This is a genomic window from Streptomyces sp. NPDC058092 (assembly GCF_042884935.1).
Classification (GTDB): domain Bacteria; phylum Actinomycetota; class Actinomycetes; order Streptomycetales; family Streptomycetaceae; genus Streptomyces.
Genome location: NZ_JBHVSY010000042.1, coordinates 1 through 22,368 on the forward strand (window position 1 = coordinate 1; position 22,368 = coordinate 22,368).

Annotated in this window: 12 protein-coding genes and 3 pseudogenes; 2 read left to right on the forward strand and 13 right to left on the reverse strand. The window is 69.7% G+C overall.

From position 1 onward, the window contains the following. Positions 1 to 95: 95 nt before the first annotated feature. Positions 96 to 1,764, reverse strand: a pseudogene (locus tag ACFVV1_RS38690) (reverse transcriptase domain-containing protein); the annotation flags it as partial. 533 nt (positions 1,765 to 2,297) lie between these two features. Here ACFVV1_RS38690 and ACFVV1_RS38695 point away from each other — a divergent pair. Further along, positions 2,298 to 2,444: pseudogene (locus tag ACFVV1_RS38695) on the forward strand (ATP-binding protein); the annotation flags it as partial. Positions 2,445 to 2,595: 151 nt separating this feature from the next. Here ACFVV1_RS38695 and ACFVV1_RS38700 read toward each other — a convergent pair. From ACFVV1_RS38700 to ACFVV1_RS38755, 12 genes and pseudogenes are all read right to left on the reverse strand, one after another. Beyond that, positions 2,596 to 3,597, reverse strand: coding sequence for a phosphotransferase (locus tag ACFVV1_RS38700; RefSeq protein WP_389999720.1), 1,002 nt, complete (start codon positions 3,595 to 3,597; stop codon positions 2,596 to 2,598). Positions 3,598 to 3,837: 240 nt separating this feature from the next. Continuing rightward, positions 3,838 to 4,620 carry an aminotransferase class IV family protein gene (locus tag ACFVV1_RS38705; protein WP_389999723.1) on the reverse strand — a complete coding sequence of 261 codons (783 nt, stop codon included), beginning with the start codon at positions 4,618 to 4,620 and terminating at the stop codon, positions 3,838 to 3,840. A gap of 165 nt (positions 4,621 to 4,785) precedes the next feature. Further along, a complete protein-coding gene (locus ACFVV1_RS38710; protein ID WP_389999726.1) occupies positions 4,786 to 5,853 on the reverse strand; it encodes a polyprenyl synthetase family protein in 1,068 nt (355 codons plus the stop codon). Between the two features lie 176 nt (positions 5,854 to 6,029). Then, positions 6,030 to 8,270, reverse strand: a complete 2,241-nt coding sequence (locus ACFVV1_RS38715; protein WP_389999728.1) for an MMPL family transporter — start codon at positions 8,268 to 8,270, stop codon at positions 6,030 to 6,032. Between the two features lie 250 nt (positions 8,271 to 8,520). Next, positions 8,521 to 9,927, reverse strand: coding sequence for an FAD-dependent oxidoreductase (locus ACFVV1_RS38720; RefSeq protein ID WP_389999731.1), 1,407 nt, complete (start codon positions 9,925 to 9,927; stop codon positions 8,521 to 8,523). Then, positions 9,924 to 10,751, reverse strand: coding sequence for a hypothetical protein (locus ACFVV1_RS38725; RefSeq protein WP_389999733.1), 828 nt, complete (start codon positions 10,749 to 10,751; stop codon positions 9,924 to 9,926). The genes ACFVV1_RS38720 and ACFVV1_RS38725 overlap by 4 nt, the downstream gene beginning before the upstream one ends. Before the next feature lie 58 nt (positions 10,752 to 10,809). Next, complete coding sequence (locus ACFVV1_RS38730; RefSeq protein ID WP_389999736.1) at positions 10,810 to 12,426, reverse strand: AMP-binding protein; 1,617 nt, start codon at positions 12,424 to 12,426, stop codon at positions 10,810 to 10,812. 16 nt (positions 12,427 to 12,442) lie between these two features. After that, positions 12,443 to 13,405 carry a UbiA family prenyltransferase gene (locus ACFVV1_RS38735; RefSeq protein ID WP_389999739.1) on the reverse strand — a complete coding sequence of 321 codons (963 nt, stop codon included), beginning with the start codon at positions 13,403 to 13,405 and terminating at the stop codon, positions 12,443 to 12,445. After that, on the reverse strand, positions 13,393 to 14,613 hold the full coding sequence (locus ACFVV1_RS38740; protein WP_389999742.1) for a 4-hydroxybenzoate 3-monooxygenase: 1,221 nt from the start codon (positions 14,611 to 14,613) through the stop codon (positions 13,393 to 13,395). The genes ACFVV1_RS38735 and ACFVV1_RS38740 overlap by 13 nt, the downstream gene beginning before the upstream one ends. Further along, positions 14,610 to 16,904 (reverse strand): aminodeoxychorismate synthase component I, encoded by a 2,295-nt coding sequence (gene pabB, locus ACFVV1_RS38745; protein ID WP_389999745.1) that lies wholly within the window; start codon positions 16,902 to 16,904, stop codon positions 14,610 to 14,612. The genes ACFVV1_RS38740 and pabB overlap by 4 nt, the downstream gene beginning before the upstream one ends. Positions 16,905 to 17,101: 197 nt before the next feature. Next, positions 17,102 to 18,277 (reverse strand): 3-deoxy-7-phosphoheptulonate synthase, encoded by a 1,176-nt coding sequence (locus ACFVV1_RS38750; protein WP_389999810.1) that lies wholly within the window; start codon positions 18,275 to 18,277, stop codon positions 17,102 to 17,104. Positions 18,278 to 18,983: 706 nt separating this feature from the next. Next, positions 18,984 to 20,691: pseudogene (locus tag ACFVV1_RS38755) on the reverse strand (cytochrome bc complex cytochrome b subunit). A 490-nt stretch (positions 20,692 to 21,181) separates the two neighbouring features. Between ACFVV1_RS38755 and ACFVV1_RS38760 the strand changes: the two are divergent. Further along, the gene (locus tag ACFVV1_RS38760; protein ID WP_389999748.1) at positions 21,182 to 22,276 is read left to right on the forward strand and encodes a polyprenyl synthetase family protein; all 1,095 of its coding nucleotides are present in this window, start codon (positions 21,182 to 21,184) and stop codon (positions 22,274 to 22,276) included. Positions 22,277 to 22,368 lie beyond the last annotated feature (92 nt).

Here is a 22,368-nt window from a genome sequence, read left to right on the forward strand (position 1 = left end):
GCGGTCGGCCTGCTGGCCCTGGTCGCCGGGCAGGACGTGGAACCCGCCGAGGACTCCGACGGGCGCGACGGGCGCTGGCGCATCGCCAAGCGCACGGGCCGACCGGGTCGATTGAGATCTGCCATTTTGCGGATGTGGTGAACTTGCAGACCATTCCGCGATTCGCACATCTCGCACTGTCCCGCCAACAGCCGGTGGATCAGCTCATTGCTGCCGGTGTATCTCGTTGACGGAGCCTTGTCGTCCAGGTCAGCAAAGCGTTGCCGCTTCAGCGGGATCCCGCCGAAGCGAGCGACCAGCGGCTTCCTTCCGTCACTACGCTTGACTATGACCTGCATGCACGTCCGTGGCCCGTCGGGCGTTTGGATGGTCGCCTTGTGTCGGCGAGCCATCCGAGTGACGGTGGACTGGTGTTTCCTGGCCAGAGTCTTGAGCATGGAGCTTTCCATGACCCAGTGCAGAAGGCCCAGACGTCCAACATCTTGGGCCAGAAGGTAGCATTGGACAACTCCCCGGTATTCCGCTTGATACTTCGCCACGATCGAGTAGTCCTGATCGTGTATCAGAGCCCCGCGGAACGCCGGTTTTCCCTTTTCATGTACAACGCGCATCGTTTTCGGATCACGTCCCGTGGCACGTATAGGCCGATGCAGCCGTTGACCGCCCGACGCCCGCGAGTGATCTTCGTGTCGGCAAGCTGGGTCCGCAGCTCGTAGCCGAGGAAGCGCGCCGCCTGGCTGGCGGCGTGCGTGATCAGAGTCTTGGATTCTGAGAGTTCCAGCCTGAGTTCATCACGCAGGAACTCCCTCATCCGTTCCTTGATCTCCTGAGCTTCTCGCTTTGGTCCTGCGAAACCGAGTAGCCAGTCGTCGGCATACCGGATGTACCGCAGCCGTCGGTAGTCTGGATCATCGGGATCGGAACTGGGGAGGCGTCGCAGCTGCTGCCGAAGCGCATGTACGGCCGCCTTGTCCCCGCGTTGACCTGCCCGTTTGATCCTCGCTTCAACGCGCCAGTACTCCCGGCTCCGCTGACGTAGTCTGCCCCGGTTGTAATCCGGTAACAGGTGCTGTTCAACGAACTGATCCAACCGATCCAGGTAGATATTGGACAGGATCGGCGAAGCAACGCCGCCCTGCGGCGCACCGCTGAGCGTGGCGTTCCATCGCCAGTCCTCCAAGTACCCGGCCTTAAGCATTTGGCGGATCAGCCGCAGAAATCGTCCATCATGGATTCTCTCTTCCAGGGTCGCGAGCATTATCTCGTGATCCAGGCTGCCAAAGCAGTCGGAGATGTCTCCTTCGATGAACAGTGTGTTCCCTTCCAGACTTCCACCACCTCGTTGAGTGCGGTGTGGCAGCCTCGGCCGGGGCGGAATCCGTGGGAGTGGCGTGAGAACTGGACGTCGTAGTACGCCTCCAGTAGAAGGCGAACAACCTCGGCGACCAGCTTGTCCGACCACGTGGGCAGTCCGAGCGGACGTTTTCTCCCATTCTTCTTCGGGATATAGGTCCGCCGCGCTGGGGTCCAGCGATACGTCTCGGCGCGTAACTTGCCGATGATCGCGTCGATCTTCTCCAGAGACATGCCGTCCACGGTTTCCCCGGTGACCCCGGGTGTCATCGCACCCTTGTTGGCGTAGATTCGCCCGTAGGCCATCAGGAACAACTGCGGGTTGAACAACTGCCGATACAGTCTTTCCAGCGGCAGCCCTTGCCTGCCGCGTTCCCGGAGGACGTCCAGCACCGTTGCGGCGCTCTGCATTACGCATACCTCCCATCGCCGGACGCCTCAATCACCTGTGCCCCTTCGCCCTGTGACCGGCTTTCCCGGCCCCCCTGGCAGGTCGTCACTCCTGCGACTACTACGAGCACTCCGTCGCCGTAGGGCTCGCGCCCCTTAGGCGATCCCGTGGTACGTCTTCGTTGTACATATCGAGCGCGACGTAGGCCGCCCACTCATTCCCTTGGCCCCCCTCGTTGGAAGGCGCTCCACACCATGGAGGTTGCCCCAGCCTCCAACCGCGACTGAGGCATAGCGGGACGTCGAATTCAGGCGTCGTTTCGACGGGTGTCTCTCGCACCGCTGGGAATTGGGCTTCAAGCAATCAAGCCTTAGCCATATCGCACGGGTCTTGCGGCACCCCACCATGGACGCCTCCAAATGGGCACCGCTTTCCGAGCATGCTGTTGTCCCCTCACGCTTTCGCGCTCAAGTAAGCTCGGCGACCCAAGAACCTCCCTCCAAGTTCGTCCCGACTGCGTCGGGGATACAACGAAGCGCCTCACGGCGCACGTTGGACCAAGACCTTCACCGATCCTCGCCTCTGCGCGGCCATCGTCGACCGCCTCACCTTCAACGGCACGATCATCGAGACCGGCACCGACTCCTACCGCCTCGCCAGCACCCGAGCCCGGGCAGAAGAGCCCGCCGCGGCCAGCTGACTCCTGCAGCTTCAGTCTCGACGGCCCGCCGCCCTCACGGGCGGCGGGCCGTCCCATGTGCTGACGTCATTCCGGAGGGTCCCGTCTGGCTTCTTGTGGCCGACGATCTCGGAGATCACCCAGCCCTGGCACAAACACGCAGGTCGCGTCTTCAACTCGCCAAAACCAGCGCCAGCGCCTCGTTCAGGTGATGCTCGGCGACCCCTCGCATGAACTCCCGGTCGGGGAAGTCCCCGTCGAGCAGGCGCAGCGGGCCGGCTGTCAGCGACAGATGCTGGGTGAGTTTGTAGAGCGCGAGGCGGTCCTCGTCGAGGCCGTCCACCGCCAGCTGCTGATACTGGCTGTTGGTATGGCGGAGGCGTAGGAACACGTGCTCCCACTCGACGTCGAAGTACAGCAGGTTCTCGATGTCGATCACGACGGGATGGCCGTCTCGGTCGACCATGACGTGGTCCAGGCCCAGCTCGCCGTGGACGACGGAGTACTCGGCGCGCGGCCGCACCGCCGCGGTCAGCTGACGCAGCCGCTCCTCCAGCTGATCGCGGGCGTCGGCGATCCTGGGGTCGCGCGCGGTCGCCTCGGCGAGGCAGCGCAGCGCGAAGGCGAGCGCTGCCTGCTCGCACGAGGCCGAACGTGACGTGCCTCCCGCGTCGATCAGGGCAACCTTGCCGAAGGACGGCGCCCGGTGGCCGCGCATCATCGCCAGGCTCTCAGTGAGGCGCATCATCGTCGGCTCCGCGGCGCGCGGGTCGCGGTTGCGCAGGTCCATCAGCTTCTCGCCGGGCACGTCCTCGACGATCGCGAGGTCGGCCGGGTAGTAGGTGCGGTCACGATCGGCCAGGTGGATCTCAAGGACCCGAAGGCCCAGCGCCCCCAGCCGCGCGTGCGCGGCCTCGAACAGGTCGAGCCCGATGCCGGGCGAGAACGGGTCGGCGAGGTCGCCATCGTGCTCGGTGGCCGGCCAGTAGTTCTCGGAGTCCTCCCACAGATAGGCGATCGCCGTCATGGCGTCGTCCATCGTCAGCCGATAGACGCCCTTCGTGGTGCCGCCCGCCAGTCGCTCGACCGCCTCCAGTCGTCGCCCGCCGCCCAGCGCGGCCCGCGCCGCACCCGCCAACTGATCCCGCGTTACTTTCTTCGGTGCCACGCCCACACCCCGCCTTCCGCCTTGATATCTGGGGCACCCTACGCGAGTCATCGTTCATCGCCGAACGAATTGCTCCGAAGGTGTCATGCATGATTCAAGAACAGGCACCAGGTGGCATGCCATCCCATGCACTGACGTCATTTCTCGTGAACATTCGCGTGCCCATCGACCACCAGATGCTGCCCAAAGTGCCGGACAAACGCTGCTGCGCTCTCGGTGGTTCGGCCCGTCGCGTGTTGTCCATGGTTACAGCTGTTCGCCGGGAACCGCGGCGTACAGCTTGCGCAGGGTGTCCAGCACGGGGTGGCGCGTATCGAACGGGGTGTCGTCGACGGTGGTGATGGCGCGCACCCCGACGGAGGTGTTGGTGGAGAAGGCGGCCCGCATGGCCGGAAGGTCGTCGAGGGTGACGGGGGCGTGGGCGGTGCGGTCGTAGGCCTGGCGCAGCAGGTGCATGGTGACGCCCGGCAGCACGTCCGCCTCGGGCCAGACGACGGTGTCCTCCTCGGTGATGAAGGCCATGTTCCATGTGCCGCCTTCCGAGATGCGGCCGTCGTGCTCGGTGAAGGCGGCGTCGTCGAATCCGGCGAGCTGTGCCGCGCGGCGGAGCTTCAGCTGGGAGAAGAGTGCCAGGTGTTTGACCTGTGGGGTGTCGCGGCTGAACGGGAATGTCTTGACCGTGAGCGCGGGGGCGGGCAGGGCGGCGGCGGCGCGGGCGGTGACCAGGATCTGGGGCCGGCCGGCGGCTGCGGGGTGGCCCAGGTCGAGGTCCGGGTCGAACACGGTCACGCGGGTGACGAACGAGCCGGTGCGTTCGCCCACCGCGTGGCGTATGTATGCCTGGATGCGGTCGGGGTCCAGGTCGGCGTCGAAGACGGTGCGGGCGTCGCGCACCAGGCGGTCCAGGTGCAGGGAGAGTCCCCGTACCTTCTGGTCCTCGACGCGCATGCTGGTGAAGTGCCCGTAGTTGGTCAGGGCGAGGTTCTGCAGGGCTTCGAAGGAAACGGGGGCGCCGTTGAGTTCGGCCATGCGCGGGGGTCTCCTTCGTCGAGCGGGGCGGGGGCGGGGGCGGTGTGTGTGTGGGGGGCGTCGGGCCGACTCCGCCGTGGAGTTGGCTGCGGGGAGGAACTCCACGGTGCGGAGGGATCGGCCGACGCGGGCGACGTTTCTCTCACGCTCCCCGGTGCGCGTTGCTCACGTGTTGCGGTAGGCGACGTACTTGGCCATGGCCGTCAGTTCGTCTCGCCACACGGCGTCGATGGGCGCCTCGGAGATGGCCTTGCAGCCCCGCTCCACGAGGTCGGCGATGTGCTGTTCGACGTCGCCGGGTACGCCGGTGTCCAGCAGGTGACGGCGGACCTCGTCGGTGGTGTGGCCGGGTTCCGTGATCAGGCCGCGGATGCGGTCGTCGCGCTGCATCGCCCAGCCGAGCAGTAGGGTCATCTTGTGCTGGGTGAAGTCGAGGCCGGTGGGCTTGCCGGTGTCGGCGGACTTCCCGAAGGCGTCGAGCAGGTCGTCGCGGAGCTGGAAGGCCTCACCGATCGTCTCGCCGTATTCCTGGAAGGCGGGGGCCAGGTCGTTTCGGCCGGCCAGGCTCGCGCCGAGCAGCAGTGGCCGGTAGATGGTGTAGTGGCCGGACTTGGCCAGGGCGATCCAGCGGGAGAGCTGGGGGTTGACGGAGAATTCCGCGGCGGCGGCGACGTCCATGTACTGGCCGACGATCAGTTCCGAGCGCAGGGTGTTCCAGACGCCGATGACCGCGGGCGGGGCGGCTGCCATCAGCTGCTCGGAGTAGACCAGTGCCAGGTCGCCCGCGAGGATGGCCACGCTCTCGCCGAAGCGGCGCGACTCTCCCTGCCAGGCGCGGCTGCGGTGGTGTATGGAGTGCTTCTCGTGGACGGTGGGTATGCCGCGGCGCTGGGGGGAGGCGTCCATCACGTCGTCGTGGATGAGGGCGCAGACGTGCAGCATCTCCAGGGCCGCGGCGGCTTCCACGACGCCGGGCGCCTCAGGGTCGCCGCCGGCGGCGAGGTGGCCGGTGAGGCAGAGCATGGGCCGGATGCGTTTGCCGCCCGATTCGACCATGTCGCTCAGGGCGTCGATGGGGACGACGGCCCGGCCGTCCACGTGGGCCCAGGAGTCCCGCTCGGCCTTGAGGAAGGACCGCAGGCGGCGCTCCACGCGCTCGAGCAGGTCGCGGGTGGCGGGGTGCACGAAGCTGCCCGAGGCGCCCCTGGGGAGAGTGGTCATTTCGGTGGACACGGGTGACTCCTCGGGTGGTGGGAACGTGTGCGGGACGTGGTGCGGGGGGTGAGGCTTTCTGGCGCCGGGCATGGACGAAGGCCGTCACCGTCCGGGGACGGTGACGGCCTTCGGCGTCATCGGTGTGCTGCGCGGGAGGGTTCGGGGCTGTCGGCCCGGGGCCCGGCCGGGCGGGGTCAGCCCGCCGGTGTCCGCTCCAGGTCGCGGTGCGGCGCCTGTTGCCTGGCCTCCTCGCGCAGGCCGAAGCGGGCGTGCAGCCGCTGGAGCGGTTCGGGGGCCCACCAGGTGGCGTTGCCGCCGAGCCGCATCACGGCGGGCAGCAGCACGCCGCGGATCAGTGTCGCGTCCATCAGGACCGCCAGGGGCAGCCCGACGCCGTACGCCTTGACGAGGGAGATGTCCGACACGGTGAAGGCGAGGAAGACGATGGCGATGGCGACGGCCGCGGCGGTGACGATCCGGCCCGTTCGTTCCAGGGCGTGGGTGACGGCCTTGGTGGGGGAACCGGTGATTTCGTACTCCTCGCGCATGCGGGAGAGCAGGAACACCTGGTAGTCCATGGCCAGGCCGAAGGCGAGGCCGAAGAGCATCACCGGGACTGTCGCCGCGATGTTGCCCGTGGGGGTGAAGCCGCCGAACAGGCCGGCCAGGTGGCCGTCCTGGAACACCCACACCAGTGCGCCGAAGGTCGCGGTCAGGCTGAGCAGGCTGAGCACGATGGCCATGACCGGCAGCAGGACGCTTCCGGTGACCAGGAAGAGCAGCACGAGCATCACGATGAGCAGTGAGCCCAGCGCGTACGGCAGCCACTTGACCAGGGCCGATGCCGCGTCTTTGTTGGTCGCTGCGGTGCCGCCGACCTGGATGTCGAAGGGGGCCTTGCTGTCCCTGATCTCGGTGACGGCCTTGTCCGCGAGGTCCGGGTCGTCGCCGGTGGGCGCCACCTGGAAGTAGACGGCGTCCCGGGCGGCGAAGCTCTTGGACTGTGCGTCCGGCGGGGCGACCTGGCTGCCCTTGGCGTAGCTGCCGGTGGAGGTGCGCACCGTCTCGATGCCGGGCAGTGCGGACAGTTGCTTGGCGTAGTCGGTGACGTCCTGCTGGTCGGATGCGCCGTGGGGGGCGACGACCACCAGGGTGTTCTGTCCGCTGCCGTGGAAGTCTTCCTTGATGGCGGTGGAGACCTGGCGGGCGGAGGAGGATTCCGGCATGACGCGGTCGTCGGGCATGCCGATGTTGATGCCGAGGAACGGTGCGCCGAGCAGCAGCAGGAACAGTGTGGTGATCGTGGCGAGCGGCAGGGGGCGGCGCATCACGAGTGTGGCCAGGCGGTGCCAGAACCCGTTCTCGGTGTCGCCGCCGGGGGCGCCGGCGCCGGCCGCGTGCTTCTTGCGGCCGAAGACGCGGCCCTTGTCGATCCGGCCGCCCAGCATGGCCAGGACCGCGGGGAGCACGATCAGGGAGGCGGCGCCGGCCAGCAGGGCCGTCAGCGCGCCGGCGTATCCCATGGAGCGCACGGCCAGCAGCGGGAACCAGAGCATGGCGCAGGAGGCCACCGCGACCGTGAGGGAGGAGAAGATGACCGTCCGGCCCGCCGAGGTCATCGTGGTGCGCAGGGCTTGTTCGGTCGGTTTCCCGGTGGCCAGTTCCTCGCGGTAGCGGTTGACGAAGAGCAGGCTGTAGTCGATCGCGAGTCCCAGGCCCAGCAGCGTGACCACGCTGGCGGCCAGCGAGCCGATGTCGGTCACCTCGGCCAGGATCCACATCAGGCCCATGGTGAGCATCATCGCGACGACGGCGACGATCAGCGGGAGGGAGGCCGCGACCAGGCTGCCGAAGACGAAGACCAGGACGACCAGGGTGAGCGGGATCGCGATGGCCTCCCCCGTGCTGGCGTCCTTCTGGCCCTGTTCGAGCAGTTCGGCCTGGAACTTGGCGTATCCGCCGAATTTCACGTCGAGACCGGCGCGTTCGCCTTCGTAGGCGTCGGCCAGCTTCGTAGCGCGTTTTTGTGATGTCGCCTCGTCGCCGGTCAGGGTGCCGGTGATCAGGGCCTTGTCGCCGGTCTTGCTCTTCATCTGGGCGGGTTTGCCCGCCGACCAGTACGACGTGACGTTGACGAGACCGGATTCCTTGCTCAGCTCATCGGTGAGTTTGCCGGCCTCGGCGGCGGTCTTCGGGTCGTCCACGTTGCCCTTGACGGTGACGAGGACGTTCAAGTTGGGCTGGACCTGGTCGAACGTGCTGGAGAGCGACTTGACCGCGTGCCCGGACTCGGAGTTCGGGTCTTCGAAACCGCCCGCGACCAGTTTCCCGAAGAGCGATGTGCTGGCCGACCCCCCGGCCACAGCGAGTAACAAACTGATCACGACAACCGCGACGCGGCGCCTGATGATGAGCCTGGCCAATCCGTCGAGCATTTTCCAGTCCTTCCTCACGTACGCGGCATCAGAGGCACCGCAGTTCCTAGACGGATCGGGCCGCGCCGAATGTGACATCGCGGGGTGCGCCGGCCGGTGTGATCCGCGACACACCTCCTCGGTGACCGGGTGGGCTGGTCGGGGCGTGTCCGGCGGATCAGGGCTCGGGCGGAGCTGAGGGCCCGGGGAAGCAGCAGACCCCCGCGTCCCGGAGAGGATCCGCCGGGCACGCCCCGGCGCCGGGCGGGCGTTAGCGCCGGGTGCGCTCGCCGGGCAGGTAGGAGCGTTCCCAGGGCAGGAGCGGCGGGCCGGTCAGCGGGGGCCGGCCGGGTCCTCGCAGGGTCCTCAGCGCGATGCCGGGCCTGGCCAGCTCGGTGAAGGACGTGGCCAGGCTGAAGGACCCGACCAGCGCCTTGGCGACGGCGGGCTGGCGCGTCGCGGTGAGCAGCATGCGGTCCACCAGGCGCCGCTGGAGCTTTTCCAGGGCGGTGGGGCGGGGGCCGATCACGTCCGGGTACCGCATGTCCTGCGTGGTGGCGATCGTCCAGGCGTCCTCGGCGGCCTTGGCGACCGCCTGCTGGATGGAGAAGGCGGCCGTGGGGTCGGGCCCGTGGCGCTGCAGCCCGGCGCGGAGCGCGAGCCCGCCGCGTGCGGAGACGCTCATGCCGTGCCCGTAGACCGGGTTGAAGGTGGTGACCGCGTCGCCGAGCACGATCAGTCCGCTCGGCCAGGCCGGCAGCCGCTCGAAGTGCCGGCGCCGGTTGCGTGAGCTGCGGTTGCCGTGGATGGGGCCGACCGGCTGGGCGCCTGCGATCAGGTCGGCGACGAGCGGGTGGCGTACCTCGTGGCGCACGTAGTGCTGGAAGCCCTCCTCGTCGGTGGGCGGTTCCCCGCCGCGGGTGCCGCCGAGTGTGACCATCCAGCAGCCGTCCTCGATGGGCAGCAGCGCGACCCCGCGGCCGGGCCTGCCGGAGCCCGGGTCCGCGAGGATGTTGATCATCGGGAAGCCCTTCTCGGCCCCCTGCGGCGCGCGGTAGACGCGGGAGGCGTAGGCCTCGCCGCAGTCGATGGTCGACTCCTGGATCTCGGGCAGGCCCAGGGCGCGCAGCCAGTGGTCGATCCGGGAGCCGCGCCCGGTGGCGTCGATGACGAGGTCGGCGCCCAGTTCCCGGGTCTCCTTCGTCTCGCGGCTGCGGATGCGTACCCCGGTCACCGCGTGCGAGTCGCCGATCAGGTCGTCGGCCTGGTGGTGGTCGATCACGGTGATGCGCTCGTTGCTCAGCGCCAGGTCGCGTACGACGAAGTCCAGGAGGTTGCGGCTGCAGGTGTAGGAGTTGCGGTGGGAGGTGAAGCGTTCCATCCAGCCCTGGGCGCTGAGCATCACCACGTTGCCCGGCAGGTTGTTGCGGTGGGCGCCGGCGGCCATGAGGCGGTCCAGGAAGCCGGGCAGGAGGGAGTCCAGGGCGCGGGCCCCGCCGTCCATCAGGGTGTGGGTGTGCCGGGCCTGCGGGACGCCGGGGCGCTGCTGGGGGGTGTCGGGCAGCCGGTCGCGTTCGATGACGGTGACCGCGTCGACGTGCTGGGCGAGCACGGCGGCGGCGACCATTGCGGTCAGTCCGCCGCCCAGGACCACCGCCGAGGTGGACGGGGCGCTCACTTGGCGTGCTCCATGGTCTCGGTGCGGGCCGGGGGTGCGGACGGGGCGTCCTGTGCGGCGTCCTTGGTGCGGGGGGCGTCGGCGTAGTGCGGGACGGTGGGGCGGTTCCAGGCCCAGGGGCTGTGGCCCTCCTTGCGGATCTGTACGTAGAGCATCCGGATGTAGACGGCGTCCAGGATGTGCACGCTGATGAACAGGACGAAGAACAGGTTGTGTCCGGGGAATTCCGCGTACACGGTGGCCGCCGCGCCCATGGATCCGATCATCTTGGCGATGGCGATATACATCGACTGTCCTGCGGACGAGCCGCGGGATTTGAGCATGGTGATGAATGCCCAGCTCAGTGGAATGTTGATGATGGTGCCGGTGTAGGTGCCCGGGAAGTCCCCGATTTCGATCGTGCCGTAGACGACCATGAAGGACGCCCATACGAACATCGCCACGAAGGCCCACAGGAAGTTCCGCCGGGTCAGGTTCGGGTGGTCCTTGTGTCCCCAGCGCACGACCTGGGAGATGATGAAGATGTTGAACAGGGCCCAGGAGAAGTTGATATGACGCTGGGTGGTGTCCTGGTCGAGGATGACCGACAGGTTGAACTCCCAGGCGAAGTTCACCGCCACCAGCAGGGCGGGGACGCCGACGCATTTGTCCTTGCGGCCCCGCAGGAAGGCGAGGCTGTAGGCGACGAGCCAGCCCACTGCCGCCGGGCTCATCAGCGTCCAGAAGATCCAGCGGGCCCGGAAGTGCTCGGGGATGGTGACCGGGACGACGTCCGGCCACGGCACTATGGCGTCCGGCAGCCACCGCAGGTATTCGTCGATCATCGTTGTCTTCCTTCGTCCAGGGGAAATGGGCCGCGCGGTGCCCGGGGCACCGTCACGGTCAGGTCCATCGGCCGGTGCCCAGCGTCCGGTCGGAGCCGAACACCGTCTCGCGCAGCTCGTGGCGGCGGACCTTCCAGGTGGCGGTGCGGGGCAGGTCCTCCCACGGCACCAGGTACGGCTCGGCCAGTTCCGGCAGGCCGGCCGTCGCCCGCTGCCACTCCTGGGGGGTGATCTGGTTGTCGCGCATGGACAGCACCGGGACCGGGGGGCCCTCCTGCGCGCCGAGCACGATCACCTCGTGGGCCCGGCGCAGCCGGTCCAGGAGCAGGCTCTCCAGTTCGATGCTGCTCAGGCCGGGGACCAGGTCCACTTCGCGGTCCAGCGTGCGGATCCGGCCCAGCCGGTCCCGTTTGCCGAGGTCGCCGGTGTTCCACCACTTGCCGTCGACCTTCTCGTCGTAGCGCTCGGGCTCGCCCAGGTAGGTCAGGCAGCGTGCCTTGCCCGCGACCATCAGCAGGCCGCTCTCGCCGCGCTTCTTGCGCTCCCCGGTGACCGGGTCGACCACCTTGACCGGGGCCGCGGGCGGCCAGCCGACGTTCGAGCCGTCCGTGAAGCCCTGCCAGCTGCGGGCCTGGCGGCGGGTGAAGACGTTCATCGAGACTCCGGCGATCTCGGACTGGCCGTGGCCGGTCGCCCAGAGCGGGAAGCGGGCGCGGGAGACCTCCAGGAACGTGCGGATGGTGCGCCGGTGGACCGCGTCGAACGTGCTGTTGAACCTCAGGACCTGGGCGAACAGCTCCGGCCGGGTCTCGGCGAGTTCCTCCCAGCGCTGGAACATGTTCGGCAACGCCTCCAGCGAGGTGGGCCGGTGGGCGGCAAGGACCTCGGCGACGTTGTCCAGCCCCGGGTCGGACATGATCACGGTCTTGCGGGGGGCGAGGCTGAGCTGGCCGTTGGTCCACGACAGCAGCCGGTTGTGGACGTAGGACAGGCAGCCCGCGACGACGTCGTTGGGGCCTGAGGTGATGCCGGGGATCCGCTTGGACTCCAGCTGGAAGGAGAACCGGCCCAGGCTGGTGGCTGCCGCGTGCACCACCAGCTTGGGCGTGCCCGTGGTTCCCGACGTATGGGTGACGATCATCGGCTCGTCGTCCGGGCGCAGCCGCACGGGCGGGGCGTCCGCTCCCCTGAGGTCGGCCAGGGGGACGGCGCCCGGCGGCAGTTCGGTGTCGAGTTCGCCGGTGACGACGGTGCGGACACCGGCCGGGACGATCTCGATGTTCTCCTTGGCCGCCCGGGCCAGCACGGCGCAGGAGGTCACCAGCACCTTGGGGGCGGCCCGCTCCAGCATGACCCGCAGCTGGCCGGGGGGCACGAACGGCGAGATCATGACGGGCAGGACACCGATGCGGGCCGCGGCGGAGGCCATCAGGACCATGTCGAAGTGGTTGTCCTTGACGACGGCCACGCTCTCGCCGTAGCGCAGCCCCGCCGCCTGGAGCCAGCCCGAGATGGCGTGGACCTCGGCCGCGATCGCCCGCCCGCTGTAGACGGTGCCCTGGTCGGGGGCGACGTCGAAGGGCCGGTCGAGGTGGAACTCGGTCTGCTTGCTCTTGTGGGCGTGCCAGTCGAAGAGCAGGCCGAGGTTGATGGGCTTGCGGCGTTGGGACGCCATGGTGGGGCACACCCTTCTAGAGAATGGTCAGAACGGGGATCAGCAGACCCAAGAAACCCGCGTCATAGGCGAAGAGCCCCAGCTTGCGTGCGGTGAGCCATCGTTCGCGCAGTGGTCCCTCACGCAGCTGGGCCAGGTGCAGGCCCAGGGCGGGCAGCATCGTTAGGACGGTCCACCAGGGCAGGCGTGTGGTGAAGGCCAGCGCGCACAGGAGCGTCGTGGACAGCAGGAAGAAGGCGGCCATCGCCGACTTGAAGACGACGGGCGCGGTGGTGGCCGCCAGCGTGCGGCGTCCGACCGTGCGGTCCCCGGCCGCGTCGTTGACGTTGGAGTAGCTGCTCACCATCACCAGCCAGAGCCCCAGCAGCAGCGCCACCAGGACCGCCTCGGGCGACCAGTCCTGGCGGACGGCGGTGTAGGGGGCGAGCAGTCCGGCCGCCGTCCCCATGCACAGCAGCATCTCCCCGCCGCCGGGGTAGTAGCTCAGCCGCAGCCCCGCGGAGTACTGCACGCTGGCCAGCATGCCGCCGCCGTACAGGAGGTAGGACCACACGGGCGCCTGCCAGTCCAGGGCCCAGAACGCGCCGGCGCCCGCGAGGAGGGCGAGGACGGCGGCCGCGGCCACGAAGACTGCCGCCTGGCGTTCGGTGACCGCCCCGCTCAGCAGCGGTTTGCCGCGGATGCTGCGCCGCGTCTCGCCGCTGGTGTAGTTGCGCGCGTCGCTGCCGTTGCGGAAGCCGACCAGGTCGTCGGCGGCGCAGGTGCAGGTCACGATGCCCATCGAGCCGACCAGGAACAGCAGCATCGCGGCGATGGTGCCGGGGCGTTCGCGCAGCTGCGGCGGGAGCAGCAGCCAGGCCATGCCCCAGCCGTAGTAGTGCTGGTACACGAAGATCTTCGACAGGCGGAACAGTCCGCGCAGCAGGTCCGCGGTGGCCTGCGGTGGTACGGCTTCGTGCCGGTCGCTCACGACTGCCACGCTCGCTCCTTTCCTGCGCCCGCGAAGCTGCGGGACAGGCCCACGTACCGTTCGGCGAACTGCCGGGCGGCGGTGGGCGAGTTGACGAGGGCGTCCAGCCGGGCCCGCTGGAGCCGGGCGCCGTAGGCCTGTGCGTCGGGCAGCCGGTGCAGCAGATGGGCCATCCAGTCGGAGAAGTCCTCGGCCTCCCAGATGCTGGGCAGGCGCCGTTGCGAGTAGCCCTCAAGGAGGGTGTCCTGGCCGCTGCCGTAGAAGGCGGCGAACGCCTCGCTGAGCACCTGGACGTCCTCCACCGCCAGGTTGAGCCCCTTGGCGGCGGTGGGGGGCACGATGTGCGCGGCGTCACCGGCGAGGAAGAGCCGTTTGTGCTGCATCGGCTCCGATACGTAGGAGCGCAGCGGCACCAGCGACTTCTCCAGGACGGGTCCCTCGGTCAGCCCCGCCTCGCCGTCGACGTCCAGGCGGGCGCGCAGCTCTTTCCAGATCCGGTCGTCGGGCCACTGCTCCAGCTCATCGTCCGGGTCGATCTGGAGATAGAGCCGGGAGACGTGTGGGGAGCGCATGCTGGCCAGGGCGAAGCCCCGCTCGTGGGCGGCGTAGACCAGCTCATGGGCGACGGGCGGGGCGGCGGCCAGGATGCCCAGCCAGGCGCTGGGGTAGCTGCGCTCGAAGGCGGGCTGTGCCGTGGCCGGCATGGACCGGCGTGAGATGCCGTGGAATCCGTCGCAGCCGGCGATGAAGTCGCAGGTGATCTCGGTGGGTTGGCCCTGCGCCGTGCACCGCACGGTGCAGGGGCCGCCGCCGTCGGGTATCTCCAGGGTGACGTCGTCGGTGTCGAACCACAGGCGGCCGCCGGCTTCCTGGCGGGCTTGGATCAGGTCCTTGACCAGTTCCTGCTGGCCGTACACGTACGTGCTCAGGCCGGTCAGTTCGGTGACCGGCAGGTGGTGCCGGGCACCGTTGATCCGCAGTTCGAGGCCTTCGTGGCGCAGTGCCTCCCGGTCGAGCCGGCCGGCCAGGCCGGCCCGCCTGAGCAGTTCGACCGTGGTGTGTTCCAGCAGCCCGGCGCGCACCCGCCGTTCGACGTAGGGGCGGCTGCGGCGCTCCAGCACGAGGGAGTCCACGCCCTGCTGGTGCAGCAGGTGGGACAGGAGCAGGCCCGCGGGGCCGGCTCCGATGATGGCGATCGGTGTTCTGAGCCGGTTCACGCTCTGCTCCTTGTCCTAGGGCGGCGCGCCCCTGATGGGGTGCTCGGCGGTGCGGCCGTGGGGGCGGGGGCCGCGCCGCGGGGCTCCCCCGGCGCGATGCGCCCGGGGAAGGCGGTGTCCAGGAGCCGCAGCAGCGGTGTCGCCTTGACGGCGGTCTCCTCGAACTCCTCGTCGGGGTCGGACAGCGCCACGATCGCGCCGCCCACCCCGTACTTCACCCGGGAGGGGGTGACGACGAGCGTGCGGATGACGATGCTCAGGTCGCACGCGCCCGACAGGGAGAAGTAGCCGATGGCCCCGGAGTACACGCCGCGGGGGCCGGTCTCCAGGTCGTCGATGATCTGCATCGTGCGGATCTTGGGGGCGCCGGTCATCGATCCGCCGGGGAAGGCCGCCCGGACGCACTCCACCGCCGAGCTCGATTCCTTCAGGCGGGAGCGGACCGTGCTGACCAGCTGGTGCGTGGTGGGGTGGGTCTCCACCTCATAGAGCGAGGGCACACGGACCGAGCCGATCCGGGCGGTGCGGCCGAGGTCGTTGCGCACCAGGTCGACGATCATCAGGTTCTCGGAGCGGTCCTTCTCGCTGGCCGCCAGGTCGTTGCGGAGCAGTTCGTCCTCGCGGTCCGTGACGCCGCGCGGCCGGGTGCCCTTGATGGGTTTCGATTCGGCCGTGCCGTCGCAGGAGATCTGCAGGAAGCGTTCGGGGGACGTGCTGAGCACCGACAGCCCGCCGAAGCGCAGCAGTGAGCCGAACGGCGCGGGCGTCAGCCGGCGCAGGAACTGGTAGCTCTGCCACGGGTCGAGCGTGGCGTCGGCCTCCAGCAGGTTGGTCAGGCAGACCTCGTAGGTCTCGCCCGCGGTGATCTGGTCCTGGCAGTGGGCGATCAGTTTCAGGTACCGCTCGCGGTCGTGGCGCGGGCGCAGGGGGGCGCCCGCGGGGGACGGGGCGGTGTAGCGCGGCTCCTGGCCGGCGATCTGCTCGAGGCGGTGTGCGGTGGACTCCAGCCAGGTATGGCCGGGTTCTTCGTCGTCGTCCTCGGCGAGCGCCAGGAGGTGGGTGGTGGAGGTGGCGTGGTCGAAGACGGCGGCGCGGTCGGCGAAGATCATGGCCGCGTCGGGTTCGTCGGAGCGGTGGCGGCGTTCTCCGCCGGTCTCCGCCTTCAGCTCGTAGCCGAGGTAGCCGACCCAGCCCAGTGCGAAGCCGAAGGGCAGGTCCGGGCAGGTGACGTCCAGGCCGCGCAGGTCCTCTTCCAGCCAGGTGAGGAACTCGCCGTGGACCGTGGCGGTTTCGGTGGCCGAGTCGATGGTGACGGTGCCGTCCCAGATGTCGGCCCTGGCCACCCGGGCGAGCGGCCCCGCGGCGTCTCCCATGATCGAGAAGCGGCCGTTGGCGCTGGCCGCCGCGCTGCTGTCCAGCCAGAACGCGTGCTCGTGCGAGCGGTGGAGCAGGTCGTAGGCCGCCTCGTCCGACCAGCGGGTGGGCAGCGACGTGGTCAGGACCCGCAGCCGCCGGGCGGCGGGGCGCGGGGCGGGCTGCGGGACGGTCTCGGGCGCGGCCTCAGGAGCTGTCTCGGGCGCGGCCTCAGGAGCTGTCTCGGGCGCGGCCTCAGGAGCTGTCTCGGGCGCGGCCTCAGGAGCTGTCTCAAGGGCGGCGTCAGGGGCGGTCCGTGTGCCGGTGGGGGCGTACGGTGCGGCGGCCGCGCTCGCGCCGCGCGGCGGCAGGGCCAGGTCGCGAAAGTTGCGCAGGAGCCGGTGGCCGTGTTCGGTCGAGATCGACTCGGGGTGGAACTGCACGCCCCACAGCGGGCGGCTGCGGTGCTTGAGGCCCATCAGCACGCCGTCGTCGGACCAGGCGGTGGCCTCCACGTCCTCGGGCAGCTCGGTCACCGCCAGGGAGTGATAGCGCACGGCCTCGAAGCGGGCGGGGAAGCCGGTGAAGAGTCCGGTGCCGTCGTGGGAGACCTGGGAGACCCGGCCGTGCCGCGGCTCGCGGGCCCGGCCCACGCGGGCGCCGAAGGAGTGGGCGATGCCCTGGTGCCCCAGGCACACGCCCAGGATGGGCAGTTCACTGTCCTCGATGATCTCCCGGCAGATCCCGAAGTCCTCGGGACGGTCCGGGCTGCCGGGGCCCGGGGAGATAAGGACGCTGTCGAAGTCCTTCAGCATCCGCGGATGCCAGCCCGCGTCGTCGTTGCGAATCACTACCGGCTCGCGGCCGTTCACCTCGGCCAGATAGTGGAACAGGTTGTAGGTGAATGAGTCGTAGTTGTCCACCAACAGCATGCGCATGGGAACCTCGTATCTTTCAAATTCTGCCGAGCGGCGGGGACTGGCCGGTGTGCGTCGCGGAACAACAGGGCACAGGGCACGGGGCGAGCGGTACGGGGCGAGCGGTACCGCGCCCGAAGACTCGGGGCCGGCGGGGCCACGGAGCGGTTCGCACGGGGACGGCCCGGTGCGCCGCCCTGCCTGGCTCGGCGGGTGGTTCAGGCGGTCCAGGACGAGATCACGGACACCGCCTGCCACGGGGTGAGGCGGGGGTCGCAGAACGAGGTGTAGCGCTCGCCCACCGCAGCGAGATCGGCGTCGGCGGCCGCGCACTCGGTCACATCGTCCGGCGTCGTCTCCAGGTGCAGCCCGCCCGGGACACCGCCCGCCGCCCGCACCGCCGCCACGAACCGCGCCACCTCCAGCGACACCGTCTCCACGAGCCGCGTCTTATGGCCGTCCGGCGTCGTGACGGTGTTGCCGTGCATCGGATCGCAGAGCCAGACCACGGCATGCCCCGCTCCCCGCACCGCCTCCACCAGGCGCGGCAGCCGCTCCGCCACCGTGTCCGCGCCCATCCGGGCGATCAGCGTCAGCCTGCCCGGATCGCGCCAGGGATCGAGCCGCTCGCACAGCGCCAGCAGTTCGGCAGGCTCCATGCCCGGACCGACCTTGCACGCCACCGGATTGCTCACCTGCGCGAGCAACGCGACATGAGCACCGTCGACCTGACGGGTGCGCTCCCCGATCCACGGCCAGTGAGCCGAGCCCAGGAACAGCCGCCCCGACTCGTCGGTGCGCAGCATGGGGATCTCGTAATCGAGAAGCAGCGCCTCATGGCTGGTCCACACCACAGGCTCCAACACGTCACGCCCCACCGCACGCTCACGCCAGCCCAGATGTTCCATCACGTCATTGGCCGCCATATATCCCGTGAGGATCCGCAAGGGATCCGCACGGCGGCTCTCCCCGTCCGGCTCCGGCCCGTTGACCATATGACCGCGGAACGAAGGGAGCGTGACCTTGCCGACCACCTCCGTCGACCGGGACCGGGGCTTGGCGAACTGCCCGGCGATACGCCCCGCCCGCAGCACCGGCTTGCCCGTCACCAGCCCCAGCGCCCCCGCGAGCAGGTCAAGCACCGCGGTCTTGCGCGCGACATGACGCGCCGTGCACTCGCGCGGATCCTCGGCGCAGTCCCCCGCCTGCACCACGACCGCCTCGCCGAACGCGACCTTCCCCAGCAGCGTCCGCATCGTGGCCACATCATCGGGCTGCACCAGAGCGGGCCGCGCCGCCAACGCCCGCCCCACCCGGCCCAGCTGGGAAAGATCGCTCCACTTGGGCTGCTGTGCCGCCTCCCGGACACGAATCTCCCGTACGACGTCCTTCACGACGTCCTTCATGTCGAACTCCGATCCAGCGGTGATGACACACCGATGAGATGCCGTGCCGGTCAGGTGGGAATCCCCTTGCGCCTGGTCGTCCCGTTCTCGAACCCGGACAAGTGCGGGAAGCGGTTCGCGTAGCAGCCCTGGGGGCGGTCGCCGAACCGGATCGTTCGTGGCCGTCGCGTCTCTGCGGGAACAGCACAAAGCGGCCCCGCCGACGGGGCTGCTGCGGTCGAAAGAGAGAGGGGGGATCTCCAGGCGGAGAGACGCCAACTCGCTGCCTCGTGAATGTTTTTGGGCAGGCGGGGCTTGCGGAAAGTGTGACACAGGCGGTGCTCGAGCGCCAAGGGCCCTCCGGACCGGTCCACCGCTCCCCTAGTGAGGGTGTAGCCGCCTTCGAATCCCGCGCGGCGATGCGCGTGGCCGGGTGCGGCCGCGCGGGCTTTCGCGCCGCGTCTTTCGGGCGCATCGGGGTCTTTCAGCGATCGCGCGGCGGTGCGGGTGCGGTTCCCTGGGCGGCCGAAAGCGCCGCGCACAAAGAAATCTCGCCGGGTGGGCTCGTTTCACGTCACATCGGGTGGGCCTGTGCCGTCGTACTGGTTGGAGGCCGAGGAAAGCCTGTTCTCCCCCGTCCAGGCGGCCCGACCCGGGCCCCTCGGCCTCCTTTTGCCCGCTGCCTGGCCGGTGCGGGCGCCAGACGTCCGCCGGGTCAGTGCGGTTCCTGGTCCGGGCGCCTCTCCTCGACGGGGCGCCGGGGCCCGCCGAAGGGGGCGTGCCCGTCGGCCGGGGCGTGCCCGTTGGCGGGGGGTTCGAGGCGGGACAGGGCCTGTCGCATCTCCTGCTCGGTCGGTCCGGCGATCTGCCCGCCGTACAGCCAGCGGCTGGCCCGGTGGCGCAGTCTGTCCCTGCGCAGCCTCGGGTTGGGCACGCCGTGGTGTTCCGCTCGGGCGCCCAAAGCGGCCGGTAGTCCTGCCGGGACAGCAGCGTGTACTCCCGCGCGCGGGGCAGCCGCTCGTGCACCTCGGCGAACTCGCCGTGCGCCAGCCTGCGGATCCGTCCGGTCTCCCGGCCGTGCAGGAGCATGTCACGGTCCCGCCGCAGCAGGCCCAGGCAGATCCGCCGGGCGATGACGTACGTCAGTGCCGGAACGGCGAAGACGCCGATCCGTACCGCCCAGGTGATCGAATTCAGGGACAGATGGAAGCGCTCGGCCAGGATGTCGTTGGAACCGCCGAAGAACAGCACCAGGTAGAAACCGACGAACGCCCAGGCGAACGCGGTCCGTGTGGGGTGCTCGCGCGGCCGGTCGAGGAGATGGTGCTCCCTGGTGTCCTTGGTGACCCACGCCTCCAGGAACGGCCACAGGGCGATCACGGCGATCATCAGCGTGGGCACGATGACGGCGGGGATCAGGACGCCGAGGCTGACGGTGTGGCCGCCCCCGAGGGTGAACTCCCAGGCCGGCATCGCGCGCAGGGCGCCTTCGAGGAAGCCCATGTACCAGTCCGGCTGGGACCCCTGGGAGATCTGGTCGGCGCGGTAGGGGCCGTATCTCCATACGGGGTTGATCTGGGCGAGGCCGGCCATGAGCGCGAGCACGCCGGTGACGAGGAAGAAGAAGCCGCCGGCCTTGGCCACGTAGTGCGGCATCAGGGGCTGGCCGACGACGTTGTTCTCGGTACGGCCCGGGCCCCGGAACTGGGTGTGCTTGTGGTAGAAGACCAGGATCAGGTGGAGCGTGGTCAGGGCCAGGACGATGCCCGGGAGCAGCAGGATGTGGAGGCCGTAGAGCCGGGGGATCACATCGTGGCCGACCGGGGTACTCGCCGCCGAAGAGGAACATGGTCAGGTAGGTGCCGACCACCGGGATGGCGAGCGTGACGCCCTCGGCGATGCGCAGGCCGGTGCCCGAGAGCAGGTCGTCGGGGAGCGAGTATCCGACGAAGCCCTCCAGGGTGACCAGGAGCGCGAAGCCGATCAGCCAGTTGGCCTCGCGCGGTTTGCGGAACGAGCCGGTGAGGAAGTGCCGCAGCATGTGGGCGCAGAGCGCGCCGATCATGATCAGGGCCGACCAGTGGTGCAGCTGGCGCAGGAAGAGGCCGCCGCGCACCTCGAAGGTGATGTGGAGGGTGGAGGCGTAGGCCCGTGACATCGTGACGCCCTGGAGGGCCGTTGTAGGCGGTCTCGGCCATGCTCGGGTCGAAGAACAGGGTGAGCCAGACGCCGGTGAGCAGCAGCACGATGAAGCTGTACAGCGCTATCTCGCCGAACATGAACGACCAGTGGTCGGGGAACACCTTGCGGATCAGGAATCTGAAGCTGTAGATCCCCAGGCGCCCGTCCGCCCAGTCGGCGACGCGCTCGCCTCGCGGCGCCTTGGCGCGCTCGTCTCGCGGGGCCGGTCCGGTGGCGCTCATGCGGACTCGGGGGTTTCTCGGGTGAGGTGCGGGGACCGGACGTTCATACCGATTCCTTCTCTCTCCTTGCGGGTGTGCCGGCTTGGCGGGGTCACGGGCCGGTGCGTGCGCCGTGCGCCGTCCACCCTTACGACGAGACAGAGGCGGCACTTGTGACGGGCGGCCCCGCGGCGGCAGGCGGGGGCGGGGCTCGACCGGACTTTTAGCGGCCTGATCCATGCTCGGGGCGACACAACGGGCCCGTGGGGGAAGAACGTCTGATCCCGCCGCGTCGGCGGAGCGCTGCCCGGCGGCCCCTTCCCGCGCTGCCCGGCCTGGACGACGAGCGCCTGCCGGTGTTCTCGGGCCCGCGACTGCCCTGACCGCACGGACCGGCGGCTCGAGCCGGTGTGTGCGGGCATCAAGGTCGCGCACCTGAGCGAACCCGATGCCGCGGTCCGCCAAGGGCCGGGGCAGCTGGTCTCCCGTCCACCCGCACCGAAGGGACAGCATGAGTATCACCCAGCCCCGTCTTGGGGCCGCGCTGCACACGGACGACGTCGATGCCGCGCTCCGGCAGTTCCTGGCCGCCCGCCGGGCCGAGGCCGAAACGATCAGTGCGGCCTACGCGTCCGCGGTCGCCGAGCTGGAGAGCTATGTGCTGCGCGGGGGCAAGCGCGTACGGCCGACGTTCGCCTGGCTCGGCTGGCTCGGCGCCGGGGGCGACGCGGACGGCCCCGAGGCCGAGGCGGTCCTGCGCACCTGTGCCGCGCTGGAGATGTTCCACGTCTACGGGCTGATCCACGACGATGTCATCGACGCGTCCCTGACCCGCCGGGGCGCTCCCGCCGCGCACGTGCTGTTCGCCGAGCAGCACCGGGAGCGCTGCTGGAGCGGGAACGCGGAGCAGTTCGGCATGGGCGCCGCGATCCTGATCGGAGACCTGGCCCAGTGCTGGGCCGATGACATGATCCGCACGTCCGGGCTGCCGGCCCGGGCGCAGCAGCGGGTGGCGCCGGTGTGGGCGACCCTGCGCACCGAGGTCCTGTGCGGTCAGCTGCTCGATCTGAGCGCCGAGGCGGCGGGCACCGAGGACATCGACACTCCGCTGCTCATCAACCAGTACAAGACCGCCTCCTACACGGTGGAGCGCCCGCTGCACATCGGCGCCGCGATAGCCGGGGCCGATGCCCGGCTCACCGCCGCCTACCGTGCGTTCGGCGTCGACATCGGCATCGCGTTCCAGCTGCGCGACGACCTGCTGGGGGTGTTCGGCGCCCCGGAGGAGACCGGCAAGCCTTCCGGCGACGACCTGATCCAGGGCAAGCGCACCGTGCTGGTCGGCGCCGCGCTCCAGTACGCCGACCGGCAGGACCCGGACGCGGCGAAGTTCCTCAGAGCCAGGATCGGCAGGCCGGTCTGCGAGGAGGAGCTCGGCACGATGCGCACCGTCATCACCGAGGTCGGCGCCGTGGACCACGTCGAACGCGACATCACCGCCCGCACCGACCGGGCCATCGCCGCGCTGCGGGCGAGCGGCGCCACCGACTACGCGAAGGACCAGCTGACCGCCATGGCCATCAGCGCGACACAGCGGACCTCGTAACGCGCGCGCCCCGCGCTAACTGCCGCTGTATAAGGGCCCCTTGGGCGACGGAGGTCGTCCAGGGGGCCTTCCTTGCGGCGCGGACCGCGCCG